We start from the raw sequence: 12,668 nt of genomic DNA on the forward strand, positions 1-12,668 counted from the left end.
GATACCTAATGACACAAGTATATTTTTTGTATCTTATAGGTTGTATCATATCTTTACTATTATATAAACAAAACAAACTTGCAGCAAAAGTAGGGTTTACAATCTCTGCTATTGCTTCAGCTTATGCAGTGTTTTATTTTTTAGTAAATTTAGAACAAACAGTTAGTATTAATATGTTTGAAAGCTTACTTTACAGTCCTAAATTGGTTTTAAATCCATTAGGAAACTTTTTCTCATTTGTTGTAAGTTTAGTATCACTTGCTTCATCTATTTATGCTATTCAATACTCTTTAGAGTATGAGAAAAAAGGAAGTTTAGCTGTAATGGCAGGATTATTTAATGCATTTGTATTATCAATGTTATTACTTGTTGCCTCTTCAGATGTATTTTGGTTCATTATCTTCTGGGAGTGTATGACAGTAATTTCAGCTTATTTAATCTGTTTTAATGATTCAAAAAGTTCATTAAAAGCAATTATGATTTATTTAGGAATTGCACACTTAGGAGCTATGTGTATTACAGCAGCATTTTTATTAATGTCTGCACAAACAGGTTCATTAGAGTTTAGTTCTTATGCAAATATTAAACTTTCACCTGTAATGGCAAGTATTATTTTCTTATTAGCTTTTATAGGTTTTGGTTCAAAAGCTGGAATGTTTCCTATGCATGTTTGGTTACCAAAAGCGCACCCAGCAGCACCAACAAATGTATCTGCACTAATGAGTGGAGTTATGATTAAAGTTGCACTTTTTGGGATAATAAAATTTTGTTTATGGTTACCTGTAATGCAATGGTGGGGATTACTAATTATTATTGTTGGTGCATTATCTGCACTACTTGGAGTACTTTATGCACTTGTTCAACATGATTATAAAGCACTATTAGCATATCACTCAGTTGAAAATATTGGGATTATTCTTTTAGGTTTAGGAACTGGTGTTTATGCAATTGCAGCGGATATGCCAACACTTGCAGCTATTGGTTTTCTTGCTGGATTATTCCATATTTTAAATCACGCGACATTTAAAGGATTACTATTCTTAGGTGCAGGTAGCGTTTTATATACAACACATACTAAAGAGATGGATAATTTAGGTGGATTAGCAAGAAAAATGCCTTTAACTGCCTTTGCTTTTTTAATTGGTTCTTTAGCAATTACTGCAATTCCTCCTTTAAATGGATTTGTTAGTGAATGGGTTACTTATCAAGGAATGTTCCAAGGTGCACTTTCAGAGTTTGCAAGTAGTAGAGTTGTTTTTTGTATAGCAATTGTTGCCTTAGCTTTAACAGGTGCTTTAGCAGTTATGTGTTTTGTAAAAGCATATAGTGTTATTTTTGGAGGAACGCCAAGGGATGAAAAACTATTTAATAATGCAAGAGAAGTTCCTTTAACTATGGTAATTGGGATGTTTATTCTTGTAGCAGGATGTATAGCATTTGGACTTGGTGCAAATGTTGTAGTTAAAGATATTATGCTTGTTGTTTCATCTTTTTCAGGTAATTATGATGCTGTAAATTCAACAGTAATTAATTCACCTATTGGTTCAACAGTATCTCCTTTATTAATAGCAGCTGTTTTAGTTGTAACTGTATTAATTCCAGTTGTGATTTTAAAAGTAGCAAAAGCTAATAGAAAAGAACCAAGACAGACTGATCCATGGGCTTGTGGTTTTAAATATAGTAGTAGAATGCAAATGACAGCTTCTCCTTTTACAGGAGATTTAAGAAGACTAGTTAATTGGTTATATAGAAGTGAAACAAAAGTTAAAGACCAAGGATATTTTGCACCAGTTGTTTATGAAACACATGCTAAAGATGTATGGTGGAGTATCTTATATGAACCAGTTATCAAGCTTACAGTTAATACTGCAAAAGTAGTATCAAAAATGCAAAATGGAAATGTAAATATGTATTCATTATATATATTAATCGCATTATGTCTTTTTGTTGGAATTAGTTACTTAATTTAAAGGAGTAGATTATGGACAGTATATTATTTATGATTTTACAAGTTGTTTCAATTGTTCTTATAGCTCCTTTATTTGACGGAATGGCAAGAAAGCTAAGAGCTAAATTACAATCAAGAGAAGGTGCACCTGATGTGTTTCAAACTTATAGAGATATTAAAAAACTTTTAAAAAGAAGTAGAACAGCACCATCATGCGCACACTGGGTTTTTAAAGTAGGGCCTTTTGCTCTTTTTGCAGCAGGAGCAGCACTACTTGCAACAATACCTGTTACATATAGTACAAATAGTTTTGCTGGAGCCTATTCAGATATATTAGTATTTATCTATTTAGGAGCACTTTTAAGATTTGCATTTGGTGCAACATCAATTGATTCTGGAAATCCATTTGCAGGTGTAGGTGGAGGAAGAGAACAAATTTTAGGGATTTTTGTTGAACCTGTGATGATGATAAGTTTATTAGTAGTGATTTTATTAGCAGGAACTACAAATTTAGTTGAAATTCAACACTTAGTAAGAAGTGGAGAAGTTGGTTACCACACACCAGCTTTTGCAATTGCTTCAATATCATTTTTATGGGTAGTTTATGTGGAAACTGGAAGAAAACCATATGATGTTGCAGAAGCAGAGCAAGAGTTACAAGAGGGTGTTTTAGGAGAGTATTCAGGCTCAGATTTTTCAATAGCACATGCTGCTTTAATATTAAAACAAGTTGCAATTATTGGATTGTTTTTAAGTATATTCGAACCATGGAATTTTGAAAATCCATTTTTAGCATTAATTGTTTTTATCTTAAAAGTTGGAATTTTTTATGTTGCTGCTGTATTTATTGATAACTTTGGACCTAGATTTAAAGTATTAACAAGTCTTAAAAATAGTGCAATACCTCCATTAGTTATCTCTATTGTAGCACTTATTTTATATGTAGTAGGAGTATAAAATGATTGATTTATTAAGTATATTATCAATATTTTTAATTATTAGTTCACTTAGTGTTTTTGGGATAAGAAACTATAAACTTGCTACATATGCGTACTCATTTCAGACGTTTATTCTAGTAATGATATTTCTTTTTCTTTATAAAACGTATTCAGCAGATGAGTTAGGTGGTTGGGCGATTATTGCCTTTTTTACAAAAGTTCTTTTTGTTCCAGCTATCTTATTAAGACTTATTAAAAAATTAAATGTTGAACATGAAGATGAACCCGTACTTGGATTTTATGTAAGTCCAATAGTTGCTATTGCATTCTCTTTAGCTATTGCAATGGCTTTATATCCAATATATTTAAAATTTTCATTAATTAAAGAGCATATTCCTTTAATTGCATCAATTACAATCTTTATGATTGGAATTTTTGGATTTGTTTTAAGAAACTCAGCAATTAAACAAATACTTGCTTATTGTACTTTTGAAAATGGAATTCACTTATCTTTAGCATTGATGGCTTATAACTCGCCTGAAATTGTTGAGTTAGGTATTTTAACTGATGCTTTATTTGCTGTAATAATTACATCTATTTTTGCGACTAGATTTTTTAAATATTTTGGCTCTTTAGATGTATCAAAAGCAACAGAGTTGAAAGGATAAGAGATGGACATTCAACAATTATTATATTTATTAATGGTTCTTCCAGTTATTGCATCAGTAATAATTTGGTTTTTACCAACAAATTATAAAGCATTAAGTAGCTTTCATATACTTGGCTCTATTGTAACTAGTATCGTAGGTTTATTAGCCGTATCAAAAGTAATTGATGGACAAACATATTTTATATTTGATGAGATGTTTTTCTTAGACTCTTTAGGGGCAGTTTTTGTTTCATTAATCTCTGTTACTGGACTTTTAGTAAATCTTTATTCTGTTAAGTATATGCAATGGGAAGTTCAAAAAGGTGAATTAACTGTAAAAGATACAAAACTATTTTTTAGTCTATTTCATTTATTTGTTTTTACAATGACTTTTTCAGTTTTAGCAAATAATATTGCTTTAATGTGGGTAGGTATTGAAGCTACTACATTATCTTCTGTGTTTATGGTTGCAATTCATAAGAGTAAAAAATCAACTGAAACAGGATGGAAATATATCATTATTTGTAGTATTGGTTTAGCATTTGCTTTATATGCAACAGTATTACTTTATAGTGCAGGTTTTAATATTATAAATGATAGTCATAGTTCAATGTTATGGACTACACTAATGGCTCATTCAAAAGAGATTGACCCAGATGCATTAAAACTTATTTTTGTATTTGCCTTAATTGGTTTTGGAACAAAAGCAGGTCTTGCTCCAACACATACATGGTTACCTGATGTTCACTCAGAAGGTCCAGCTCCTTCTTCAGCGATGCTTTCAGGAATACTTTTAAAATGTGCGATTTTAGGTCTTATTAGATATTACGCAGTAGTAGGAAACTCTTTAGCAGGTTTTGAATATGTACAATCACTTATGATTATAAGTGGATTAGTAACAATTTTTATTGCATCATTTTTCTTACTTATGCAACATGATGTTAAAAGAATGTTTGCATATCACTCAATTGCACATATGGGAGTTATTGCTTTTGGATTAGGAATTGGTGGAGCAGTAGGATTATTTGCTGCATTATTCCATGCCTTAGCTCACTCAGTTACTAAAGCATTAGCATTTTGTGTTACAGGAAATATGATTCAAATTTATGGAACAAGAGATATGACAAAAATGGGTGGATTGATAAAAATAGCACCAATTACTGCAATTTTATTTGGTATAGCTGTTTGTTCTTTAGTAGGTGTGCCAGGTTTTGCTATTTTTGTAAGTGAATTTTTGATGATTAAACAATCAATTGTAAATGGACTAAACTTAGAAGTTACACTATTTATTATAGGTCTAATTATAATTTTTATTGCTGACTTTTCACACTTTAATCTTGCGACATTTGGAAAAAGTAACTCAAAAGTTTTAACAAATGAGTTACCTTTAAGCGCAAACCTACCACTAATTGGACTTGCTTCATTGATTATAATTTTTGGGGTATTTACTATAAAACCTTGGTTTGCACTATTACACAATGCAGTAAATATTATTATGGGAATATAAGGAGATAGTTATGAAAGTAGGTCAAGAATTAATTGATAAAGTAAAAGAAAAAATTGCAATACAAGAGGTTTATAGACAGCCAGAAGATCAAATAACAATTACAGTAGATAGAAATGATCTTCCTGAAGCAGTAAGAATTTTATATTATGATTTAGGTGGTTGGTTATCAACAATGATTCCAAATGATGAAAGACAAATAAATGGTAATTATGCTTTATATTATGTACTTTCTATGGAAGGTAATAAGATGTTTGAAGGGGATGAGTTACCACAAGAACAAAAGTGTTGGATTACTGTAAAAACTTATCTTCCTGCATCTGATTTAACTTTTCCTTCTGTTACATTAAAAGTTCCAGCTGCTGTTTGGTATGAAAGAGAAGCTTATGATATGTTTGGTTTAACAGCAGTTGGTTTACCAGATCCAAGAAGATTAATGGTATCAGATGATTGGCCAGAAGGATTATTTCCATTAAGAAAAGATTCAATGGATTATAGACATAGACCAGACCCAGTTGATCATAAAGATGAGCCAGATTATGAGTTTATGAAACCTCAAGGTGCAGGGGTTTTAGATGTACCTTTAGGGCCTTTACATATTACTAGTGATGAACCAGGACACTTTAGATTATATTGTGATGGTGATACTATTATTGATGCAGATTATAGACTTTTTTACCAACACAGAGGTATGGAAAAACTTGCAGAAAATAGAATGAACTATGACCAAATGGGATATTTAGCAGAAAGAGTTTGTGGAATTTGTGGATATGCCCACGCCATTGCTTGTATAGAGTCTGCTGAAAAAGCAATAGGACTTGAAATACCTTTAAGAGCTCAAGCTATGAGAGTTATTTGTTTAGAGATTGAAAGACTTCACTCTCATTTATTAAATATCGGTCTTGCTTGTGAAGTAACTGGAAATATGAATGCTTTTATGCATATTTTTAGAATTAGAGAATTTTCTATGGAGTTAGCCCAATTAGTAACAGGTGGAAGAAAAACATACGGAAATGTTGTTATGGGTGGACTTAGAAGAGATATGACTGGTGATGAGATTAAAAAAAGTTTAGAACTTTTAAAAACTATCGAAAAACAGCTTCAAGAAGTTTGGGATGCTGTAATGGATGATAAACATCAAGTTGCTAGATGGAAAGGTGTAGGTATTTTAGATAAACAAGTAGCAAGAGATTTCTCTCCTGTTGGTCCAAATGTAAGAGGAAGTGGATTTAAAAGAGATTCAAGATATGACCATCCATATGACTTCTTAGATAAATTAGATTTTAATATTCCAACAGAAGATGGTTGTGATGTATTTGCAAGGGAAACTGTAAGATATAAAGAGCTATTAGAATCAATCTCTATTATTAGACAATGTTTTGAGATGATGCCAGGAGGACAAACTATTATTACTCCTCAAACAATGATTAAACCAGAAGCTTATGCTTTAGGAAATGATGAAGCACCAAGAGGTGAAAATATTCACTGGATAATGCATGGTAATGCTCAAAAAGTTTATAGATGGAGATGTAGAGCAGCTACTTATAATAACTGGCCATCTTTAAGATTTCAGTTTAGAGGAAATACTATTGCAGATGCAGCCTTGATTGTTTGTTCATTAGACCCTTGTTTCTCTTGTACAGAAAGAGTAACAGTTGTTGATGTTAATAGTAAAAAAACAAAAATATTAACACATAAAGACTTGAAAAGATATTCACAATCTTTAAAAAGTCATCCATTGAAAAATATGTAGGAGTAAGAGATGAAACTACTAGATATGACAAAAAAGTATGGAAGTGCAACACATAAATACCCTTTAGAACCTTATGAAGTAAATGAAGGTTTTAGAGGGAAACCTTCTTATACATATGAAAATTGTATAGGTTGTACAGCTTGTGGAGTTGCTTGTCCATCAAATGCAATAAATGTGAAATTAAATGAAGAAAATACAAAACTTGTTTGGGAGTTTAATGCTGCAAGATGTATCTTTTGTGGAAGATGCGATGAGGTATGCCCAACAAGTGCTATTGTACTTTCAAAAGAGTTTGAATTAGCAGTTAAGTTTGATAAAAAGAATCTTTTAGAAAGAGGGGAACTTGATGTTCAATATTGTGAAGTTTGCAATAAACCTTTTACAACAAAGAAACTAATTGCTTATAACATAAATAGATTGCAAAAAGCTGGATGGGATAAAAAAAGTTTAGATAAAAAAGTTAAATATATAAGAACTTGCACTGATTGTAAAAGAAATCATGAAGTTGAAAATTTAACAAGTAATTTTAAAAGGGGTACAAAATGAATAAAACATATGTAGTACCAGAAGATATAAAAGAGGCTAATAATCTTGAGGCAAAATTAGAACACTTAAAAAATATTAAACAAAGTTTTAATGTTTATAGAGTCGATTGTGGTTCTTGTAACGGTTGTGAAATTGAGATTTTTGCAGCTATTACACCTATGTGGGATCCAGAAAGATTAGGTTTTAAGCTTGTTGCAAGTCCAAGACATGCAGATATTTTAATATGTTCAGGTCCAGTTACTAGACAGATGTATTATCCTTTATTAAGAGCATATGAAGCAACACCAGATCCAAAAGTTGTAGTGGCAATTGGTGCTTGTGGTTCAAGTGGAGGTATTTTCCATGATGCATATAGTGTTTGGGGTGGAATTGATAAGGTTATTCCTGTGGATGTATATATTCCAGGATGTCCTCCACACCCTGCAACTATTGTTCATGGTTTAGCATCGGCTCTTGGAATTTTAGAACAAAAACTTGAGTATAAAGAGCATAAAGATGGCTCAGTTGAATCTCCTTTATTAGAAGAGTCTTTAATGGGAAATATACTTTTTGAAAGGGATGTTTTAGCAGAGTCTAAAAGATTAATGAGTTACTACTTTGGTAGAAAACTTTATGATAAGTATATGAATGCTTTAAAAAAAGTAAAAGATATTAAAAATATTCAAGAAGTAAAAAAAGTAATTGAGATTTACAGTGCTGAAGAGGAAGATGCAAGATATGAAGAGTGTATGAGAAGACTTCATAATAGTGTTTACTTAAAGTATATGAAACAGTTTACAATCATCAATGATGGGGATAAATTTAAAATTTAAAGAAGTTAAAATGATAGAAATATGTAAATTAACTAAAAGAAGAGTAGATCCTACATCACCTGATTTACCTGAAAAATATAAACAAGTGAAAATCTTTTCAATGGCTGTTGGTCATGGTGTGGGAACTGTAGATTTTATGGAGTGCATAAAAAAAATGCCAGAAGATGAGTATTTGCAAATTGTTAATAATTGTGATGAGTATGCTCAGTTTAAATTAGGAAACCTTACAAAATATTTTGAAATAGAGGTTTTCCCAGAGCATGCAAAACTTTTAGTACCGCAAATGCCAGATTGTTACTTAAAAACACTTTTTTCTTCACTAGATGAAGGATTTATTGTAATAAGGAAAAGCATATGAAAAAAGCAATTTTAACAATAGGAAATACATTAAGAGGCGATGATGGAGTTACTGCTTATTTAGGAAGTTTAATTGAAAAAGAAGACTCTTTAGATTGGCAGATATTTTATGGGGAAGATACTCCAGAGAGCCAATTTCATAAAATAAGAGAGTATGCACCTGATTTAATAATTGTAGCTGATGCTATGACAGGAATGAAAATAGGAAGTGTTGAAGTTATGGATTTGAGTGATGATAGGGATTATATGTACTCTACTCATAACTTACCAGCACCAATATTAATTAGTTATTTAAAAGGATTTTGTAAAAGAGTTCTTTTTTTAGGATTAACAGTTGATATTGAGAATGTATTAGATGTAAATGAAGAAGTTTCAGATGAAGCTAAACAAACAGCAAAAAGTGCTTTTGAAAAAGTAAAAGAAATAGATTCAATTTTTGATGATAATAATTAAGGGAAGGAAGAGTTATGTTATCACCAGCAGATACGGCACAGTCATTAGTAAAAGGTTTAGAGCATAAGGTAAAAATGCCAATAGTAAGTATTATTTTCTTATCTATTATGGCAGGAGGATCAATTGCAATGGGTGATATTTTTTGGGCCCATTCTACAGTAGGAGTAGCAGAAGCAAGTGCTCCAGGAATTGCAAACTTCTTAGGAGGTCTTGCCTTTTCTGTGGGGCTTATGATGGTAGTGTTTTTTGGTGGACATCTATTTACTAGTTCATTAATGACAGGAGTTTCAACAATCGAACATAAATTATCATTTTCTAAAATGATATTTTATTGGGTTATTGTATGGATTTTTAACTTTGTTGGGGCATTTGTAGTTGCTTATATGTATTACAAAACACAGTTGCCTTTAAAATATGATGGAGCAATTTTACATCACTTTTTACATCTAGGAGTTGTAAAAAGTAATCTATCTTTTGAAGCAGCATTTATTAGAGGAATCTTTTGTAACGTATTTGTTTGTATGGCAGTATGGGCAGCAACAGGAGCATCTGATGCAGCTGGTAAAGTTTTATCAATCGCATTTATTATTGCAGCATTTGTTGGTTCAGGTTATGAACACGTTGTTGCAAATATGTTTATTTTTAGTGAAGCACTTTTTGCAAAAGCGCATTATCTTAATGAAGCAGGAGGTACAATTCAAGCATTAGCAGAGCATTCACATATAGCAGTAGATAAATTAGAACAATTAACTATGTTTAAAATTGTTCCAAATAATCTATTACCTGTAACTTTAGGAAATATAGTTGGAGGTTTATTTTTTGTTGGAGTGATTGGTTTTATGTCGCATAAAACTGATATGAAAAAATAGAAGGAATAAAATAAAATGAAAAAAACAAACGTAATTTGTCCCTATTGTGGGACGGGTTGCGGAGTTAGTTTAACTTCGCATGAGAATAGAATAGTAAAAGCAAGAGGTATTAAAGACCATCCAGTAAATGAAGGTCATTTATGTTTAAAAGGTATTTATGGTTGGGATTATGTAAGTTCAAAAGAGAGATTAACAAAACCTTTAATTAGAAAAAAAGATGGAGTATTCTCAAAAGATGGAGAGTTTGTAGAGTCTTCTTGGGATGAGGCACTTGATTTAGTTGTTTCTAAAATGAAAGAGATTAAACAAAAATTTGGTCCAGATGCAATTGCAGGAAATTTTTCAGCAAGATGTACTTTAGAAGAGAATTATGTGGCTCAAAAATTTATGAGAGCAATCATAGGTACAAACAATATTGATCACTGCGCGAGAGTTTGACATGCACCAACAGTAGCCGGTCTGGCTAAAACAATTGGTAATGGTACAGCTACAAACAGTTTCACAGAGATTGGAGAACATTCAAATTGTGTATTAATGATTGGTTCAAATCCAGAAAATGGACATCCAATTGCAGCAATGCATATACAAAGAGCAATATCAAGAGGTGCAAAATTAATAGTAATTGACCCAATTAAAACTGAATTTGCACAAAAAGCGGATGTATTTATTCAGCTTCCTCCGGAGTATAATATTCCGGTTATAAATATGCTAATTTTGCATATTATTGAAAATAATTTATATGATAAAGAGTTTGTTGAAAAATATACTCATGGCTTTGAATACTTAAAAGAAGCAGTAAAAGAATACACTTCTGAAAAAGTATCAAAAATGACAGGAGTTGATGAAGAGTTATTAATTAAAGCAGCAGAAATTTATGCTACATCAAAACCTGCAGCTATTACTCATGGTATGGGTGTAACACACTTTAATCATGGAGTAGGTAATGTTTGTGATATTTCTAATTTGATGTTAATTACAGGAAATATTGGAGAGTTAGGAGCAGGAGATTTACCTCTTAGAGGTCAACAAAATGTTCAAGGTGCTTGTGATATGGGAATTTTACCAAATATATTTCCAAATCTTAAACTTGTAACTAGCAAGGAAGCTAGAGAGTTTTTTGAAGAACTTTGGGATTGTAAACAAGAACTTAGTTCAAAAATAGGTATTCATAAAACAGAAGTTCCAGATGCAATTTTAGATGGAAGAGTTAAGCTTTTTTATACAATTGGTGAAAATCCAGTTATTTCAGAGCCTAATACTAACCACTTTTTAAAAGGAATTTCAAAACTTGATTTTTATGTAGTTCAAGATATATTTTTAACAGAAACAGCACTTAAAGCAGATGTTGTTTTACCTGCTGTTAGTGTTGCAGAAAAACAAGGATGTTATTTAAATGCTGAAAGAAGAGTTCAATTAAATGAAAAAACATTAGAACCAAAAGGAGATGTTAAACAAGATTGGGAAATTACTTGTGAACTTGCAAAAAGATTTGATGCAAAAGATTTTAATTATACAACACCTGAAGAAATTTGGAATGAAGTAAGAGTTGCAGACCCAATAAGATTTAAAGGTATTACTTATAAAAGATTAAGAGAAATAAATGGTATTGCATGGCCTTGTCCTAGTGAAGATCATCCTGGAACACCAAGTTTGTATATGGATAAAAAGTTTTTTACAAAAGATAAAAAAGCTAATTTAGTACCAGTTATTTTCATTGATGATAAAAATGATACACAAAAAGCACAAGAGCAACTTCGTAAAAAGTTAAATTTACCTGAAGGTTATCCTTGTATGGTAGGTTCTGTGGATGAAAAAACAGATGAGAAATTTCCTATTTCACTTCTTACTACAAGAAAAGTATATCAATATACTGTTGGAACAATGACTAGAAAGTCAAGAATTATAGAAGAGGGTGGAGATGCCCATGGGCCAACAGCTGAAATAAATCCAGCTCTTGCAAAAAGATACAATCTTAAAAATAAAGATTTTATAAAAGTAGAGAGTAGATATGGATATATTGCAGTTTTAGTAGAGATTACTCAAACAGTACCTGATAATGTAATGCAAATGACTTTTCACTATTGGGAAGGTTTATGTAATGAATTAACAAGTTCTGGGTGGGATTATACAACTAAAACACCTACATATAAAGCTGCTGTAAGAATGGAAAAAATTTCTCAAGAAGAGTATAGCCAGATTATGGAGATTAAAAAACTTAAGTTTAAAACATCTAAAATTATTTATGATGATTATCATCATTAAACAAAAAAGAGGACTTCCTCTTTTTTGAAAAAAGTTCAAATTTAGTAAATAAATCTTATAATAATTTATAAGCTTCTAGTATAGAAGAGAAAGCTACAAGAAAGCTTTTTTCAAACAAAACTTATGAAAAAAGGCAAACTATTATGCAACAAGATACAAAAGATAAAACAGTATTTTTAAAATCAGATAAAATTGGTGAAGGTGAACTTGGTTCTATGTTAATAAGAGGCTTTTTAAAAGCAATGGTAGAGCAAGAGAAGTTACCAAGTAAAATAATTTGTGTAAATAGTGCAGTTTTATTAACTACAACAAATGATGAAAATGATGATGCACTAATTGCTTTAAAAGATTTACAGTCAAAAGGAGTAGAGATTTTTTCTTGTGGAACTTGTCTTGACTTTTATGAAAAAAGAGATGACTTAAAAGTTGGAGTTGCAGGAAATGCAATGGATACAATACAAACACTTCTAAACACTAATACAGTAACTTTATAGTAATCTTTCACATTTAACCTAAGAAACTATTTTCTTAGGTTTTATTCACAAATAATTCACTTTTATTTTGTATATTTTTTAAA

The 12,668-nt window shown here is 30.9% G+C and carries 12 protein-coding genes; all 12 read left to right on the top strand.

What is annotated here, in order from left to right; all coding sequences use genetic code 11:
- Nucleotides 1-8 precede the first annotated feature (8 nt).
- The 12 genes from CP960_RS04075 (at nt 9) to yedF (ending at nt 12,585) form a co-directional block, all read left to right on the top strand.
- Entirely contained in the window at nt 9-1,970 is a 1,962-nt protein-coding gene (locus tag CP960_RS04075; RefSeq protein WP_101184001.1) for a proton-conducting transporter transmembrane domain-containing protein, read from the top strand.
- A gap of 11 nt (nt 1,971-1,981) precedes the next feature.
- Nucleotides 1,982-2,905, top strand: coding sequence for a respiratory chain complex I subunit 1 family protein (locus tag CP960_RS04080; protein ID WP_101184003.1), 924 nt, complete (start codon nt 1,982-1,984; stop codon nt 2,903-2,905).
- A gap of 1 nt (nt 2,906) precedes the next feature.
- Entirely contained in the window at nt 2,907-3,554 is a 648-nt protein-coding gene (gene hyfE, locus CP960_RS04085) for a hydrogenase 4 membrane subunit (protein WP_101184004.1), read from the top strand.
- A 3-nt stretch (nt 3,555-3,557) separates the two neighbouring features.
- Nucleotides 3,558-5,042 (top strand): hydrogenase 4 subunit F, encoded by a 1,485-nt coding sequence (locus CP960_RS04090; RefSeq protein ID WP_101184005.1) that lies wholly within the window; start codon nt 3,558-3,560, stop codon nt 5,040-5,042.
- Nucleotides 5,043-5,052: 10 nt separating this feature from the next.
- Nucleotides 5,053-6,792, top strand: coding sequence for a hydrogenase large subunit (locus tag CP960_RS04095; protein WP_101184006.1), 1,740 nt, complete (start codon nt 5,053-5,055; stop codon nt 6,790-6,792).
- 9 nt (nt 6,793-6,801) lie between these two features.
- The gene (locus tag CP960_RS04100) at nt 6,802-7,338 is read left to right on the top strand and encodes a formate hydrogenlyase complex iron-sulfur subunit (RefSeq protein WP_101184007.1); all 537 of its coding nucleotides are present in this window, start codon (nt 6,802-6,804) and stop codon (nt 7,336-7,338) included.
- Nucleotides 7,335-8,150: an NADH-quinone oxidoreductase subunit B family protein gene (locus CP960_RS04105; RefSeq protein WP_101184008.1), complete on the top strand. Its 816-nt coding sequence runs from the start codon at nt 7,335-7,337 to the stop codon at nt 8,148-8,150. The genes CP960_RS04100 and CP960_RS04105 overlap by 4 nt, the downstream gene beginning before the upstream one ends.
- Before the next feature lie 10 nt (nt 8,151-8,160).
- Nucleotides 8,161-8,508 carry a formate hydrogenlyase maturation HycH family protein gene (locus tag CP960_RS04110; RefSeq protein WP_101184056.1) on the top strand — a complete coding sequence of 116 codons (348 nt, stop codon included), beginning with the start codon at nt 8,161-8,163 and terminating at the stop codon, nt 8,506-8,508.
- A complete protein-coding gene (locus CP960_RS04115; protein ID WP_101184009.1) occupies nt 8,505-8,960 on the top strand; it encodes a hydrogenase 3 maturation endopeptidase HyCI in 456 nt (151 codons plus the stop codon). The genes CP960_RS04110 and CP960_RS04115 overlap by 4 nt, the downstream gene beginning before the upstream one ends.
- Nucleotides 8,961-8,974: 14 nt before the next feature.
- On the top strand, nt 8,975-9,829 hold the full coding sequence (locus CP960_RS04120) for a formate/nitrite transporter family protein (RefSeq protein WP_101184010.1): 855 nt from the start codon (nt 8,975-8,977) through the stop codon (nt 9,827-9,829).
- Nucleotides 9,830-9,844: 15 nt separating this feature from the next.
- The gene (locus CP960_RS13975; RefSeq protein WP_409454878.1) at nt 9,845-12,091 is read left to right on the top strand and encodes a molybdopterin oxidoreductase family protein; all 2,247 of its coding nucleotides are present in this window, start codon (nt 9,845-9,847) and stop codon (nt 12,089-12,091) included.
- 80 nt (nt 12,092-12,171) lie between these two features.
- A complete protein-coding gene (gene yedF, locus CP960_RS04135; protein ID WP_101184014.1) occupies nt 12,172-12,585 on the top strand; it encodes a sulfurtransferase-like selenium metabolism protein YedF in 414 nt (137 codons plus the stop codon).
- Nucleotides 12,586-12,668 lie beyond the last annotated feature (83 nt).

The sequence above is a fragment of the Malaciobacter halophilus genome, from assembly GCF_002837275.1.
Classification (GTDB): domain Bacteria; phylum Campylobacterota; class Campylobacteria; order Campylobacterales; family Arcobacteraceae; genus Malaciobacter; species Malaciobacter halophilus.

Coding starts and splice junctions, on each gene's coding strand:
- CP960_RS04075 (WP_101184001.1), top strand. CDS start 9: ATGACACAAGTATATTTTTTGTATCTTATAGGTTGTATCATATCTTTA.
- CP960_RS04080 (WP_101184003.1), top strand. CDS start 1,982: ATGGACAGTATATTATTTATGATTTTACAAGTTGTTTCAATTGTTCTT.
- hyfE (WP_101184004.1), top strand. CDS start 2,907: ATGATTGATTTATTAAGTATATTATCAATATTTTTAATTATTAGTTCA.
- CP960_RS04090 (WP_101184005.1), top strand. CDS start 3,558: ATGGACATTCAACAATTATTATATTTATTAATGGTTCTTCCAGTTATT.
- CP960_RS04095 (WP_101184006.1), top strand. CDS start 5,053: ATGAAAGTAGGTCAAGAATTAATTGATAAAGTAAAAGAAAAAATTGCA.
- CP960_RS04100 (WP_101184007.1), top strand. CDS start 6,802: ATGAAACTACTAGATATGACAAAAAAGTATGGAAGTGCAACACATAAA.
- CP960_RS04105 (WP_101184008.1), top strand. CDS start 7,335: ATGAATAAAACATATGTAGTACCAGAAGATATAAAAGAGGCTAATAAT.
- CP960_RS04110 (WP_101184056.1), top strand. CDS start 8,161: ATGATAGAAATATGTAAATTAACTAAAAGAAGAGTAGATCCTACATCA.
- CP960_RS04115 (WP_101184009.1), top strand. CDS start 8,505: ATGAAAAAAGCAATTTTAACAATAGGAAATACATTAAGAGGCGATGAT.
- CP960_RS04120 (WP_101184010.1), top strand. CDS start 8,975: ATGTTATCACCAGCAGATACGGCACAGTCATTAGTAAAAGGTTTAGAG.